Source organism: Pacificoceanicola onchidii (genome assembly GCF_004804335.1).
Lineage (GTDB): Bacteria > Pseudomonadota > Alphaproteobacteria > Rhodobacterales > Rhodobacteraceae > Pacificoceanicola > Pacificoceanicola onchidii.
On record NZ_SRXY01000011.1, the window covers coordinates 76,136 to 90,970 of the forward strand.

The window sequence follows — 14,835 nt, forward strand, 5'->3', positions numbered from 1 at the left end:
GTCTACTCGTCTTTTGTTATCCTGTTTCGTATAACAGAACGGGAGGCGGATACAAATCCGGGCGGATCATGCGCCTCTACCCTTGGCGGGGGGCCTTCAAAGCGGGCCAGATCCACCATGGCGGAATGCGAGGCCGGGCTTTGTGTCAGGCTTGATGTGCGCAGATCATGGGTCAGCGCGTTGGGGTTGCCGTGGCGGTCCCGCGCTCCCGGGGCTGAGAAATCCGGATCGTACCAAGCACCGGTCCACAAGAACACGCAGCCTTTCGTGATGGCCTCGCTGACCCGCGCTCCAGCGAGGCACCTTCCCCTGTCATTGAACAATTCCACAACCTGACCATCGGCGATTCCGCGCGCGGCGGCGTCCTCCGGGTGGATCAGAACCGGCTCGCGGCCGTGCACCTTGGCCGCGAGGCTGACATCGCCATTGTCGAGCTGCGAATGCAGACGCGTTCCGGGCTGACCGGAAATCAGATGGAGGGGATAGCGGCCCTCCGACAAATCCCGAGGCGGGAACCAACAGGCGTGACCGGGGCAGTCCTCAAGCCCGAAGCCCGCGATGGTTTCGGAAAACAGTTCCAGTTTGCCGCTTGGGGTCGGCAATGGATTGGCCTCCGGGTCGGCCCGGAATGTGTCCAGAAACACCTGGTTGGGCGACGGGTCGCGGAACTCGATCATATCGCCGCTCAGAAAGTCATCCCACTCCGGCAGGTTTGCCCCGTCGGCGCTGGCAGCCTCTCGGGTTTCCTGCCAGATGCGTCGCAGCCAGCCGTCGCTGTCCAGCCCATCCGAGAAGGCCGCTTCATCGCCAAGTCGCCGTGCCAGATCGCGATAGATGTCATATTCCGCCCGCGCCTCACCCGCGGGCGCCACACAAGCCGGCATCGGGATCAGCGCATTGTCGGACTTGCCGCCCCCGAAATCGGTGCGCTCCTGCGCTGCGGCCACCGGCAGCACAATATCCGCATGGCGCGCGGTGGCGGTCCAGTTCAGCTCATTCACGATCACGGTTTCCGGGCGCTGGAAAGCCTGGTGCAGCCGGTGCAGATCCTGATGATGGTGAAACGGATTGCCGCCAGCCCACCAGACAAGCCGGGTGTTGGGGAACTGTCGAATCTCGCCATTGTAGGGATAGCGCCCGCCCGGATTCAGCAGCAGGTCTGCAATCATCGCCACCGGGATCGAGACATCAACCGGGTTACGCCCCTGCGGCAGGGTGCCCCAGCGAAACGGGCGTTCGACATTGCCGATGTTACCATTCACGCCGTAGCCAATGGTATAGCCACCCCCCGGGAGCCCGATCTGTCCAAGCATGGCCGCGAGGGTGACCGTCATCCACAGCGGCTGCTCGCCATAATCGGCCCGTTGCAGGCTGGCGGCGCAGGAAATCATCGTGCGCCCTGCCGCCATCTCGCGGGCCAGCGCAACGATCCTTTGCTCGGGAATACCCGAGAGTTCCGCCGCCCAGGTTGCGGATTTCGCTACCCCGTCGGTCTCGCCGCGCAGGTAGGCGGCCACCTTGTCGAAACCAACCGTATAGCGCTCCAGAAAATCGGGATCGTGCAGCCCCTCCGTCAACAGGGTATGGGCCAGCCCCATCATGATGGCCGTATCGGTGCCGGGCCGGGGCGCCAGCCATTCGGCGCCAAGCGCATCCGCCGCGTCCGAGCGCAGCGGCGAGACATTGACAAAGCGCACGCCCGCGTCGGCGCAGGCTTTCAAGTTGTCTCCCATGCGGTGCCGGGCAAGGCCGCCGTCGCTGACTTGCGTGTTGCGCATTGCCATGCCGCCAAACATCACCACCAGATCGGCATGATCGGCGATCACCGTCCACCGGGTTGCCTGGGCCACGTGCTGCCGGAACGGGCCGACGATATGCGGCATCAGGACAAGCGCCGCATTGTAACTGTAGTTGCCTTCGGAGCGCACAAACCCGCCCTGGGTGTTCAGGAACCGCTTGAGCTGGCTTTGAGCGTGGTGAAACCGCCCGGCGCTCGACCAGCCATAGGAACCGGCGAAAATCGCTTCGTTGCCATAAGTCTGTCGCACCCGCGTGAGCTCGTTTGCCACAAGATCCAGCGCGTCGTCCCAGTCCAGTTCGACAAACGTGTCGCGCCCGCGAGTTCCGCCGCTGCCGTCAAGCCAGCCGCGGCGCACAGCCGGGCGCAGCACCCGTGCCCGGCCATTCAGGCTTGAGGCGATGTTGCCGTTGATCTGTGAAGGGTTCGGATCAGCCGGATGCGGATGCACCGCCACCAGCCTGTTGTTGCCGTCGATCTCTGCGATCCCCGCGCCCCAGTGGCTTGCGGTGGGTTTGTGTGTCGAGCCAGTGCTCACGTTTTATGTTCCGTTATATGATACACGTTTGCCGAATATTGACACAAGCAAAAGGGGCTGTCATCCTGTTGATGGCCATAAAGGACATTAAAGTGCACGATTCCTCCATCAACTTTGCCGATACTCTGGTTCAGGACGGGCGTCCCGACCGCACCGAGGGCCGTCATGTCAATATGCCGCTCGAACTCAGCTCTACCATGGTGTTCGACACGCTCGCCGAATTCGAATCGGCGCGCGATGCCCGCTATGCGCCGGGTACTTTGTATTATGGCCGATACGGCAACGCCGCAGTCTACAAGCTTGAGGCACTCCTCGCCAAACTTGAGCGCACCGAAATGGTGACGCTGACTTCCTCTGGTGTGGCGGCGATCAGCACCACGCTGATGGCGCTGACCGCCCCGGGCTCTCATATTCTGGTGGCCGACAATGTCTATGGCAACACCCGCGCCTTCTGTGATGGCTTGCTGACCCGGCAGGGCGTCACGGTTGATTATTTCGATCCGATGATCGGCGGCCGGATTGCGGGGCTGATCACCGAAACCACCGCTGCGATCGTTTTCGAAACCCCCGGCTCCGGCACCTTTGAGATGCCCGATATTCGCGCCATTTGTAACGTGGCACGGGCGGCAAATGTCCCGACCGTGCTCGACAACACCTGGGGCGCACCGATGTTTGTCCAGCCGCTGACACTGGGCGTGGATGTGGTGGTCTATTCAGGCAGTAAATACGTCTCCGGCCATTCCGATTGCATGCTGGGTGTCACCGCTTCGGCCAAGGAGATTGGCACGCGCATCCGTAAAACCGTGATGCAGATCGGCGACAAAACCGGCGGACAGGAAGTGCTGCTTGCCCTGCGCGGGCTGCGTACGCTGAAGCTGCGGCTCGAAGCGATTGACCGCGCCGGGCGCGAGATGGCGCACTGGCTTGCCGATCAGCCGCAGGTCAAACGCGTGCTGCACCCCGCCCTGCCCTCCTGCCCCGGCCACGAACACTGGGCGCGTGATTTTTCCGGTGCTGCCGGGCTGTTCGGCGTGATCTTCCACACCACCAGCGACGATGCGGTTCGCCGTTTCGTCGACAGTCTTCATCACTTTGGCATCGGCGTCAGCTGGGGCGGCTATGAAAGCCTCGCCCTGCCGGTGATCCCCCTGCGCAGCGCCAAGCCGTGGACCGAGCCGGGGCGTCTGGTGCGTTTCAATATCGGGCTGGAAGATCCGGCTTCCCTGAAAGCCGACCTTGCCGCCGCGCTTCCTCTACTTGACCCATAAGGACCCAAGATGAACAACAAGATCGATCATTTCGCCATCGGTGCCGATACTCTCGACCAAGGCGTTGCTGCGCTCAGGGAGGCGCTTGGTGTCGACGTGCCGCGCGGCTCCAAACACGATGCGATGAGCACGCACAACTGCGTTATGCAAGCGGGCAATGAAAGCTTTCTGGAACTGATCGCGGTGGACCCGGATGCGCCCGATCCGGGCCGTGTCCGTTGGTTCACGCTGGATGATCCGGCAACACGGGCGCGGATCGCGGACCGCCCGCGCGCGCTGTGCTGGGTGGTCAACACGGACGATCTTGACGGGGTGATTGCCGCAAGTCCGGTGGATCTGGGCGAAGTGGTCCTGTTTCAACGCGGCGAGCGGACCTGGCGGCTGACCGTGCCCGCCGATGGCCATCTGCCCGAAGGCGGGCTGCTGCCGGCCTTTATCGAATGGTCCCCCGGCCCGCACCCCTCCACCGGCCAGCAGGATCTGGGTATCACCCTGACAAAGGTGCAGATCACCAGCCCCGATCCCGACCGCCTGCGCGGCATGTTCGAGACGCTGAATATCGCGCATCTGGCCGAGATTTCCGAAGGCCCGGCGGCGCTTGCCTTTGAGCTTGATACGCCGCAAGGCGCGGTCACGCTCGACTAGCGGAGGCCTTGATGTCCACGCCCCTCGTCGATCTGTCCGCCAAGCCCGAAGTCACCGGCTTTTTCGATCCGCAATCAAGCACCATCAGCTATGTGGTGCGCGATCCCGCCAGAACAGCCTGCGCGGTGATCGATCCGGTGATGGAGTTTGATCAGGCTGCGGGGCGTCTGACCTATGACAGTGCCGATCAGATCATCACCTTCATCCGAAGCCGGGACCTGTCTCTGGACTGGATCATCGAAACCCATGTTCATGCCGACCACCTTTCGGCCGCGCCCTATATGCAGGAGCGGCTCGGCGGGCGCATCGGCATTGGCGAGGATGTGCGCATCGTTCAGGACACCTTTGGCAAAGTGTTCAACGAAGGTACGGAATTTCAGCGCGACGGATCGCAGTTCGACAGGCTGTTTGCAGATGGCGATTGTTATCAGGTGGGCGGCCTGCCGGGTTTTGCGCTGCATACGCCCGGCCACACGCCTGCCTGCATGGTGCATGTGATCGGCGATGCGGCCTTTGTCGGGGATACGCTGTTCATGCCCGATGGCGGATCGGCCCGCGCGGATTTTCCCGGCGGCGATGCGGGCATGCTTTACGATTCCATCCAGAAGGTCCTGTCGCTGCCCGATGAAACCCGCCTTTTCATTTGCCACGACTATTGCCCCAATGGGCGACCTCTGGCGTGGGAGTCCACCGTGGCAGAACAGAAAACCGGGAACATCCATGTGGGTGGCGGTACAAGCCGCGAAGACTTCATCCGGTTCCGCACGGAACGCGACGCGCAATTGTCCATGCCGCAGCTGATCCTGCCGTCTTTGCAGGTCAATATGCGCGCAGGCGATGTGCCAGAGGATGACGACGGCAACCAAATGCTGAAACTGCCGGTGAACAAGCTCTGACGGGGGATCCGCCCTGTTCCAGAAAACCAAAAAGGGGGCCGCCGGGGCCCCCTTTTCTTTGCCGTCATGGCGGTTTTTTAACGCTGCGCGACTTTCATGCGCTTTTTCAGATACTCGCCGTATTGGCCAAGGCTGAACAGGAAAACCCAGTAGATCAGCGACACAAAGGCCAGCACTTCGATGTAATAAGGGGCCCATTCCGCCGTGCCAAAAGCGGCGTTGGCCGAGGCCAGCACATCGAAAAAGCCGATGATGATCACGATCGCGGTTTCCTTGAAGGTCACAACCACATTGTTCACCGTCGAAGGCAACGCGTGGCGGAACACTTGCGGCAGCACGATGCGGCCAAGGATTTGCCAATAGGTCAGCCCCAGCGCCTTGCCTGCCTCAAACTGGCCTTTGGGAATGGCCTGAAACCCGCCGCGCAGCACTTCGGCCTGATAACAGGCAAAGAACAGCCCAAAGGCCAGGATCACCCGCCAGATCTTGTCGCCCTCAAGCCATGTGGGAAGCAGGATCGGGATCACCACCGCCGCCGTAAACAAAGTCGTCAACAGCGGCAGCGAGCGGATCAGGTCAATCACCAAAGACGCGAAGCCGCGCACCACAGGCATCTCCGAGCGCCGCATCAACGCCAGCCCCAGCCCCATCGGCATGCCGATCAGAACCACGCTGGAAAACAGGAACAGGGTCAGGGCGAGCCCGCCCCATTGGTCCGTCGTGACTTGGGTCAGCCCCAGCAGGCTGCCCTCCATTAACAGGTAATAGGTGGCAAAACCGACGATCCAGATGACCGCGAGCCGCTTTGGCTGCCATGTCTGCGGGAAACACGAGATCACCACCGTGGCGATGATCGCAAGGCAGGCCAGCGTCGAGCGCCAATGCTCTTCATAAGGATATAGACCAAACAGGATAAGCCGGTGCCGCGCGTGGATGACGGACCAGCATGCGCCGTCCTTGCCGCATTGATCCACGCCGTCAGCGGTCCAGACCGCATTGAACAAGGCCCAGCTCAGCGCCTGCCACAGCAGCCAGACCAGCACCAGATAAACCACCACCGTGATCCCGCTGTCGAGCGGCGTGGCAAAGGAGCGGCGTTTGAACCGGCCCCAGTCAAAGTTCGCGAAAGTCATGCTCGCCATATCAGTGCGCCTTCAGCTTCAGGCTGTCGTTCAGCCAGTTGACGAATTGAGCGATCGAGAAGTTCACCAACAGGAACCCGCCCATCAGGATCGCGATCAGCTCCAGTGTCTGACCCGATTGCGTGATCGAGGTGGAGACGATGTAGAACAGGTCCGAAAACCCGATGGCAACGCCGATGGTGGTGGCCTTCATGATGAAGATCCATTGGTTGCCCAGCGGTGGAATGATCGTGCGCAGGGCCATGGGCATCTTGATCCGGGACCAGATAGCCCGGTTGTTCAGGCCCAGTGCCTCGCCCGCCTCAATCAGCCCTTTGGGCACTTCGGCCAGCCCACCCCGCACCACTTCGGCGATATAGGCAGAGCCGTAGAGCACGATGGCGATGATCATCACCAAAAGCTCGGGCGAGACCGTGACGCCGCCGACAAAACGCAGACCTTTCAGCGCAGGCCAGGAAAACACGCCTTCGCCCGTGGGCACAAACAACCCCCAAACGCCAAGGATCAAAAAGACCAGCAAGCCGACCCAGGCAATCACCGATTGCGCCAAGCCGATCCGCGCCTTTTTCAGTAGGAACACGGCACCGATGAGGATCAGCACCATTCCCAGCGCGACGGTCAGCGACACGTTCAACACCGGCAACATCAGCCCGCGATTGGACAGGAACACCCCATCGGCCAAGGACATTGCCTGTCTCGGTCCGGGCAGGTGAATTACAATGGCGTACCAAAATATGCCCTGCAGGATCAGCGGGATATTGCGGAAAATCTGTGTGTAGATTGTCGCCGCCGTCTTCAACGCCGGATTGCGGGCATCGCGGAAGGTGCCGATCAGGAAACCACAGATCGTGGCGATGATAATCGCGGTGAACCCGACAAAGACCGTGTTCATGAAACCGATGGTCAGCGTGCGGGCATAGCTGTCATTGATGTCCCGGTCGATCAGGGAGAAGGAATAGGACCAGCCGGTCGACCGCTCCAGAAAATCGAAACCAGAGGTAATCCCCAGCGCAGTCAGATTGACCCGCGCGCTCTGCACGGCCCCAATGATCACGACAGCTGTCACCAGCAGGATCATCGCTTGCGTGATCAATTTGCGGCGCTTGGCGCGCGCCTTGAGTTCGGTTGCGTCCATGGCTCTACACTATCCGAGAATAAAAAGGGGGCCGCCGAAATGGCAGCCCCGTAGGGGAGGAGGGAACTTAGTCGAGTTGCGGAGCGTAGAGCACGCCGCCATGGCTCCAGAGATTGTTGAGCCCGCGTTCCAGCTTGTAGGGGCTCTCTTCGCCCAGGTTGCGGTGGTAGATCTCGGCGTAGTTGCCCACTTCCGCAATCATTTCCCGCGCCCAGGTGTCGCGCAGGCCAAGACGTTCGCCCATGCCCGGCTCAACACCCAGCAAACGGGCGATTTTCGGGTTGGGCGGGTTGGCCGCCATGTCCGCAACGTTCTGCGAGGTGATGCCCTCTTCTTCTGCAATCAGCAGCGCCGCCAGCATCCAGTTGGTGAAGTCGACAAAATCTTCGTCCCCCTGGCGCATGGCTGCGGAGATCGGCTCGTTCGACAGTTGATCGTTCAGGATCACATGGGAATCGGGGTTTTCCAGCTCCGTCGCGCGCAGCACAGCCAGGAACGGCCCCCAGGCCACAAAGCTGTCACATCGGTTGGCGAGATAGGCCGCGCGAAGCTCGGACGCCTTTTCATAGCTCACCATGGTGTGCTCGACGTCGATGCTCTTGAGGTAGTTGGCCGCGATGCGTTCGATCGTGGTGCCGGCTTCGACACAGATGGTGCCGCCTTCGAGATCCTTGGCTTCGGTGATGCCCAGATCGCCATGCGCCATGAACTGTGCGCCGCCAAAGAAATAGGGGATCGAGAATTGCAGGCCAAGCTCGGTATCGCGGCCCATGGTCCAGCCTGTGGCCTTGATGATGATGTCCACATCGCCCGATTGCAGCGCCGGGAACCGCTGCGCCCAGCTCAGCGGCACGATCTGCGATTTGTCCGGATCACCCAGAATGGCGGTGGTCATGGCCCGGCACAGGTCGATGTCGAGACCTTTCCATTCGTTCTTGTCGTTTACTTCGACAAACCCGAAATAGCTGCCGTTGTGACCCGAGCACAGCATGGTGCCGCGTTCTTCGATCGCCTTGATGGTCGGGCTTTCGGCAAATCCTGCCGATGGCAGTGCGAGGCCTGTTGCCACGGCCAGACTGGCCAGAATGGTTCTGTTGATCATCGTTTCCTCCGTCTGTTGCGTTTCGTATATCAGAACACTTGTATCGCTATAAAGAATGCGAGAATCGAGGGAACGAGTCAACAATTTCTGCAAACTTCTCGTTTTTTGCCCAAAACCAAGGCAATAGGGCGGTGGGATGCGCGTTTCTGCGGCGGGTTGAGCCTTGTCTTTGGCTCAAGTCCACCGCTGAACACGGATCGAGAAAGCCACACGAGGCCAATCAGGGCGCTTCACGGCACTGGTCAGCTTGACTGATTATCGCGTCGTTCGGCGCAAACAGGACCACCGCAAGGGTCAGCCGTTGCGCCAGAAGGCTTGCCAGACGGGCCTTGAAGTCGACGGCCTCAAATCGGCAGCGCCGTCGTCTCCTTGATGTCTTCCATGACAAAGCTCGCAGAGACATCGGCGATTTGGACCTTGTCGATCAGGCGTTGGTAAAAGCGATCGTAGGCAGGCACATCAGCGACCCGAACACGCAAGACGTAATCCAACTCGCCGGTCATGCGCTGCGCCGCGGTGATCTCCGGCATGTTGCGCACCGCCCTGCGGAACGCCTTGAGCCAGGTTGCACTGTGATCATTGGTGCGGATCAGAACGATGACCTGCAAACCAAGATCCACCGCAGCCGGATCAATGATCGCGACGCGCTTTTGCAGGATGCCATCAGCCTCCAGCCGCTTGACCCGACGCCAGCAGGCATTGCGCGACAGATGCACCCGTTCGGCCAATGCATCGACACTCTGTGACGCGTCCTGCTGCAGGAGTCTCAGGATCTTGCGGTCTATTTCATCCAAACTGACGCTCATACTTGGGATTATTTCCACAAATAGTAGAAAAAGCAATTGCACTTTGGGACGTATGCTGACCCAAAGCGGGGTATTTTTCATCCAACGCAAACAGGAGACCCCCATGCCCCGCACGTTCCAGCGCATCTTTGTCGATCACCCGCAGTCCGTGGACGAGACCTATTTCCAGCACATGCGGTTTGCCGGCTGGTTCGCCGTGCGGTTGTTGCTCGCAGGCGGGGCCGCGCTGGTGCATGCGATTATCCCCTGCCTGTTCGAGAAAACCGGCAGCCGGATGATTTCCGAGATGCATGACCGGCTGACACGGCGCAACTGATGTGCCGTCTTGCCGCCTACCTCGGTCCGCCGCGCGCGCTGTCTGATGTCATCATCGCGCCGAGCCATTCTCTCATCGCACAAAGCCAGGAAGCGCAGGAGGCCAAGCTGTCGGTCAATGGCGACGGTTTTGGCATTGCGTGGTACGGCGCGCACCCGGAGCCGGGTTTGTACAAGGACATTCTGCCAGCCTGGTCGGACAGCAACCTGCTCAGCCTCTGCCGGCATATCTCCGCGCCGCTCTTCCTTGCCCATGTGCGCGCCTCGACCGAAGGCGAGACCGCGCGCGCCAATTGCCATCCTTTCACGCATGGCCCGTGGAGCTTCATGCACAACGGGCAGACCGGCTCATTCATGGCGCTGCGGCGGCGGCTTGAGGCGCTTTTGCCGGATGAGCTTTATGCGCTTCGGCGGGGGAGCACGGATTCGGAACTTCTGTTTCTTCTGCTTTTGAATGCGGGTCTGGCGGAGCATCCCGGGCGGGCCTGCCGGGATGTGATTTCACTGCTCACGGACACGGCCGAAGCCATTGGCGTACCGCCGTTTTTCCGCCAGACCTGCGTGTTTTCGGACGGCCAAAGCCTCTTTTGCTTCCGCTATGCCAGCGATGGCCGCTGCCCAACGCTCTATGTCTCGCGCGGGTTTGCGGATGGCGGGCTGGTGGTCGCCTCCGAGCCGCTGGACGGGGCTTGCGATCACTGGGCAGAAGTGCCGCCCAATCGGCTGGTGCGATTTGACCGGGCCACAGAGAGAGCGTTTGATCTCAGGGCGGCCTAGCCGGAAAGCGCGTGATCTGGATCAACGATCACATCTCGGATCGGGAGTACCGATAGGCTGCCTGATGTGATGGGATGAACCGCCATGAAAACGGCCCTTCTGCTGCTTGTCCTCCTGATCCTGCTGATCCTGACCGGGCTTTCCCTGTGGCGCTGGATGGATCATCGGGCGGATCGGGCAGAGGCGGACAGGCTTCTGGCCTTGCGCGCCGCACAGCCACCGGTTTTCACGAAAACGATGGTCGAGGATCTGCCGGACCCGGCCAGACGCTTCTTTCTCTTTGCGATCAAGGAAGGCACGCCCCTCCACCGCGTTGCCGAGATTTCCATGCGCGGGCAATTCGGAATGGGCGACAAAGACGCGCCCAACTACATGCCGATGACAGCGGAGCAGGTTCTGGCCGCGCCCGAAGGCTTCGTCTGGAAAATGTCCGGCGGGTCCGGCGTCATGCGGATTTCCGGCTCGGACAGCGCAAGCTGGACGCGGTTCTGGCTTGGCGGGCTCATTCCGGTTGCGCGCGTGGGCGGCACCGAGGACCATACGCGATCCGGCTTTGGCCGCTACGTTGCAGAGGCGGTTTTCTGGACGCCCGCCGCCGTTCTGCCGGGGCCAGGTGTGACCTGGCAGGCGGTGGACGAGACCACCGCGCGGCTGATCCTGGAGCGCAACGGGCTGCGCCAGACAGTCGATGTCACGCTCGATGATGCAGGCCGCCCGGTCCGCGTCGTGCTGCCACGCTGGAGCAACGCCAACCCGGAGACCGAATACCGCGTTCAACCCTTTGGCGGCGATTTGTCAGAGTTTCGTGACTTCGACGGCTTCAACCTCCCGACCCGCGTCGAGGCCGGGAACCTCATCGGAACCGACGCCTATTTCCCCTTTTTCATCGCCGAGGTCACCGCGATCCGGTTTCAGCGCTGATCACAAAGCCCCCACCCCTCAGAACTTTGCAATCAGGTTGATGAAGGCGCCCTTGTCGTCATAGGTCAGGTCCGTCAGATCGTCGGAGAAACTGCCGAAGTTGTAGCCGAGACCCACTTTGAAGTTGTTGCCGAAATGACGGTAAACCGTACCCACGGCGGAGGTCTCAGAAATCCCCGCCTGTTTGGCCTCAAGGTGCCGCGCCTCGAGCAGAAGATCCCAGTTGTGCACCACGTGCCAGCGCGCATTCATAACCGCCAGCCACGCGTCATTGCGGGCAAAGGCCACGGTGTCCGACGGGCTGCTGCGGCTCCAGCGCCCGCCGAGCTTGCCGCCGATGGACCATTGTTCGTTCAGGTCATATTCCGCATCAACGCTGACCACATGGCTTTCCTGACGCGGGCCTTTGAAGTCCGTGCCGTCAATCTCCTGCCCGATGCTGTCGTAGAGATAACGGTATTGGAACAAGAGGTTAAAGCGATCGTTCAGGATCGGACGGACGGCATAGCCGAGCGTCGCTTCGATATAGGTGCCCGACTGCAGGGATGCGTTGTTGGCGTCGATGTCAGAGTAATCGAGATTGAACAGCAGGCGCTGCTCATCGTTGATCTTGTAGCTGGCACTGGCCGCAAAGAGCAGCGATTCAAGATCGCGGTCCGTGCCTGACAGCGTGCCCTCATCCACGCGGTATTCCAGCCGCGCCTTGGCCTGAAGCCCCGCGCCGTTGTCATGGCGGATGCCGACGGAAATGCCGTTGCGGTCATAATCGTCGCCATTGGCACTGTCCGTCACGCGGCCCACTTCCAGCGCGCCAAACAGGACGGTCTGTTCGGTCGCGCGGTATTCGACCCCATACGCGCTGGTCAGCGCGTGGTGGCGGCCAAAGAGGTCATAGGTGTTCTCGCCAAAGTAGGTCAGATCGTCATTCACCTGACGCCGCCCACCGATGACAAAGGTGCCTTTGTCCTGACCGTTTAGCGTCACACCGCTGAAATCACGGCCCGGATCAAGCCGATAGCCGAGATAGAAATTATCCGTCCCCTCCCCCTGCCGGGTAAAGAGCAACGCGCCGCCCGCGCCTTTGGTGCCGCCGGACACTTCGCCCTCAAACGTCCAGTTGTTGGAGAAACGATAGCGGACGCCGATCCCGGCGCGGTCGTTCTTTTCCAACCCGCCCGAGCGGTTCACGGTGGCTTGGCCGTAGAGATACCAGCTCAGGTCCTCGCGCGGCTCAAATGTCAGGCGCGCCGCCACATCGGTACGCTGACCAGTGTCTTCGGGCAGCGCGGCGGGGTTCTCGATGTCCACATGTTCAACACCAAAGCTGAGCGTGGTGGTGGGCGTCAGGACAAGGTCCAGCTCCAGCCCGCCCTCGCGCACAGCTTTGCCGGTGGCGTCGTGGTAGTCGTCATAATAGAGCCGCAGCGAAACGGCTTCGCTGGGCGCGATTTCGGCCGACACACCCCAAAGCTCTTCGTCATCGGTGATCTGATAGTCCAGCGTCGAAAAACCTGCATCGCGGCGCTCGTAATAAGCGGCGATATTGCCGTCGACCCCAAGGCCCACGTCGGCAAAATCCACGCGCCCGCGCGCCATCCATGCCTCGCCCGTGCCATTGGCCCCCGGCGAGGTAGAAACCACCAAACCGCCGTTTGACGAATAAGACGAGCCAAAGCCGGGCCCTTCGGTTCGGGCCTTTTCCAGATCAAGGAACGTGTTTTCCGAATAGCGCAGGCGCATGTCAACGCCCGTCGCGGTTTGATCGGCAAAGCCCGTGCGCTCAACAGAGCGCGTTGCCCCGAGCCGGATGAAATCATTCACCCAAACCTCGGCCCGCGCGCCCATGTTGGTGCCATCCACCTGCCCTGCGGCGGGGGTGTATTCGTATTGCACCACAAGGTTCACATCATATTCGCCGCCGGGATTGGTGATCACCGTGCCGCCGCCGGTAGAGCCGGTGAGCGGGGCGTTCAGGACAACAGAGCCTTGGGTGTAGTTGATCGTATAGTCGCGCCCTTCGACCAACGTGCTGGTCGAAACCACACGGCCTGTGTCTTTGTCGCGCAATTGAACTGTGACAGTCTCGGAACCGATGGCAAGGTCCGCGTTCTGCAGGAAATAGACAGAGCCACCGGTGCCCCGGAACACCTCGCGCCCCGGCAGGCTGTCGGGCGTGGCGGCAAAAGCTTCCAGCGAGACGCGGGATTCGCCGTGGGCGGTTTGCGCGGGGCTGCGATAAACGCCCTGAAACCCATAAAGTTCACGCTCATTGCGCAGGTAATATGTCCCGCCAATCGAGGACTTGAAGTTGCCCCACAGCAGATGGCTGCCATCGCGCTCCGCCTTGAGATAGAACTTGCCGTCCGTCAGCGTATCGTCCTCGATGGTGCTGTCGTCGCCATAGGTCGGATAAGCGCTCTCGCGGCTCATGCGCAGCAGCGTGCTGTATGGGTCCTTCTTGTCGAAATCGTCAAAGATTTCATCAAGATCAGTCTCGTTCGTGTCCACCGATGCGGTGATCGTCCACCCCCCGCGCACCTTGCCCTTGGCATAGGCGGCGATGCGGCCGTGGGAGTAGGTCTCGGACAGGTCCGCGCCATTGGCGTCCTTGGGATTGCCGAACCGGCGGCCAAAGGTCAGATCGACGGTGCCGGTATAGAACCATTCGTTGGCGGGCACGGTAATGTCCCGCTCCAGATGCAGCGCTTGCGCGACGCCATCCACCTGCACCTGAACCGGATGATCGCCCGGCGGCAGAATGCGCTGAATGACAAAGCTGCCGGAAGTGTCGGGGCGCAGGCTTTCGCCGAGCGTACGCACCTCGGCCCCACCCGGAACATTGTCCCCGCGCACGGTGACCGCGCCGCCATGCACCGGAATACGAGCACGGGCGAGCGTTGTTGTCCCCTCTTCCACCGCCAGATCGCCAAACCGGGCAAATCCGCCCTCATCGGCGCGCAGCGGAATCGGCGCGGTTTCGTCATAACGCCCGCGCGCGTCATAAACCCGGTGGGTCAGGATCAGATCGGCGGCGCCCTCGGGCACGGCAAAAGCGGCCACGCCATTGGGATCAACCGGCACCACGGCCACGGTACGCGGCCCGCCGCGCGCGCCGAGGTCGAGAATGCGAAACTCGCCGCGCTGGACAAACGCCGGGTAGTTGAGCTGGCTCTGCACCCGGATGCTCTGACCTTCGGAGATCGGCCCCACTGTCAGAACGATGGCATCCAAACGCCGTTTCACATCCAGCCCGTCAAAGGTGACGGCAATGTCAGAAGCGGCCAAGAGCCAATCCACCGGCTGCGGCGCAGTGGTGGAAGGCGCCGGGGCCGCCACCCCGGTGAAGTCTTCGGAAACCTGCGCCGGTCCGTCGCCCGCATCGACCGAGATGACAAAGCCGGTGCCCGTGGCCACGACGTTCTGCGCCGGGGCGTGGCCCGCAAGGACCGTCAGCGCCAATGCGGTGGCGGCAGTGCGATAGATCTTGTTCAT

General features: G+C 61.4%; 12 protein-coding genes. 6 read left to right on the plus strand and 6 right to left on the minus strand.

Features of this window, described 5'->3' with window-relative positions; all coding sequences use genetic code 11:
• Nucleotides 1–2: 2 nt before the first annotated feature.
• On the minus strand, nucleotides 3–2,336 hold the full coding sequence (locus E4662_RS22590) for a molybdopterin-dependent oxidoreductase (RefSeq protein ID WP_136443905.1): 2,334 nt from the start codon (nucleotides 2,334–2,336) through the stop codon (nucleotides 3–5).
• A gap of 92 nt (nucleotides 2,337–2,428) precedes the next feature.
• Here E4662_RS22590 and metC point away from each other — a divergent pair, with 92 nt between their 5' ends.
• Genes metC through E4662_RS22605 form a run of 3 tightly spaced genes read left to right on the plus strand, consistent with a single transcriptional unit; the run spans nucleotide 2,429 to nucleotide 5,145 of the window.
• Complete coding sequence (metC, locus tag E4662_RS22595; RefSeq protein WP_168798058.1) at nucleotides 2,429–3,604, plus strand: cystathionine beta-lyase; 1,176 nt, start codon at nucleotides 2,429–2,431, stop codon at nucleotides 3,602–3,604.
• A 9-nt stretch (nucleotides 3,605–3,613) separates the two neighbouring features.
• Nucleotides 3,614–4,249, plus strand: a complete 636-nt coding sequence (locus tag E4662_RS22600) for a VOC family protein (protein WP_136443907.1) — start codon at nucleotides 3,614–3,616, stop codon at nucleotides 4,247–4,249.
• 11 nt (nucleotides 4,250–4,260) lie between these two features.
• A complete protein-coding gene (locus tag E4662_RS22605; RefSeq protein ID WP_136443908.1) occupies nucleotides 4,261–5,145 on the plus strand; it encodes an MBL fold metallo-hydrolase in 885 nt (294 codons plus the stop codon).
• A gap of 77 nt (nucleotides 5,146–5,222) precedes the next feature.
• On the opposite strand, the gene E4662_RS22610 is transcribed toward E4662_RS22605, so the two are convergent.
• The 4 genes from E4662_RS22610 to E4662_RS22625 all read right to left on the minus strand — a co-directional run bounded on the left by E4662_RS22610 (nucleotide 5,223) and on the right by E4662_RS22625 (nucleotide 9,330).
• The gene (locus tag E4662_RS22610; RefSeq protein WP_136443909.1) at nucleotides 5,223–6,287 is read right to left on the minus strand and encodes an amino acid ABC transporter permease; all 1,065 of its coding nucleotides are present in this window, start codon (nucleotides 6,285–6,287) and stop codon (nucleotides 5,223–5,225) included.
• A gap of 1 nt (nucleotide 6,288) precedes the next feature.
• On the minus strand, nucleotides 6,289–7,422 hold the full coding sequence (locus E4662_RS22615) for an ABC transporter permease subunit (RefSeq protein WP_136443910.1): 1,134 nt from the start codon (nucleotides 7,420–7,422) through the stop codon (nucleotides 6,289–6,291).
• A 67-nt stretch (nucleotides 7,423–7,489) separates the two neighbouring features.
• Entirely contained in the window at nucleotides 7,490–8,524 is a 1,035-nt protein-coding gene (locus E4662_RS22620) for an amino acid ABC transporter substrate-binding protein (protein WP_136443911.1), read from the minus strand.
• A gap of 344 nt (nucleotides 8,525–8,868) precedes the next feature.
• Nucleotides 8,869–9,330, minus strand: coding sequence for an Lrp/AsnC family transcriptional regulator (locus tag E4662_RS22625; RefSeq protein WP_136443912.1), 462 nt, complete (start codon nucleotides 9,328–9,330; stop codon nucleotides 8,869–8,871).
• A gap of 103 nt (nucleotides 9,331–9,433) precedes the next feature.
• Between E4662_RS22625 and E4662_RS22630 the strand changes: the two genes are divergently transcribed.
• From E4662_RS22630 to E4662_RS22640, 3 genes are all read left to right on the plus strand, one after another.
• Nucleotides 9,434–9,646, plus strand: a complete 213-nt coding sequence (locus tag E4662_RS22630) for a DUF6356 family protein (RefSeq protein WP_136443913.1) — start codon at nucleotides 9,434–9,436, stop codon at nucleotides 9,644–9,646.
• A complete protein-coding gene (locus tag E4662_RS22635) occupies nucleotides 9,646–10,422 on the plus strand; it encodes a class II glutamine amidotransferase (protein WP_136443914.1) in 777 nt (258 codons plus the stop codon). The genes E4662_RS22630 and E4662_RS22635 overlap by 1 nt, the downstream gene beginning before the upstream one ends.
• Nucleotides 10,423–10,506: 84 nt before the next feature.
• Nucleotides 10,507–11,343: a DUF6544 family protein gene (locus tag E4662_RS22640; RefSeq protein ID WP_136443915.1), complete on the plus strand. Its 837-nt coding sequence runs from the start codon at nucleotides 10,507–10,509 to the stop codon at nucleotides 11,341–11,343.
• An 18-nt stretch (nucleotides 11,344–11,361) separates the two neighbouring features.
• Here the strand turns inward: E4662_RS22640 and E4662_RS22645 are convergent, their stop codons facing one another.
• Nucleotides 11,362–14,835, minus strand: coding sequence for a hypothetical protein (locus tag E4662_RS22645; RefSeq protein ID WP_136443916.1), 3,474 nt, complete (start codon nucleotides 14,833–14,835; stop codon nucleotides 11,362–11,364).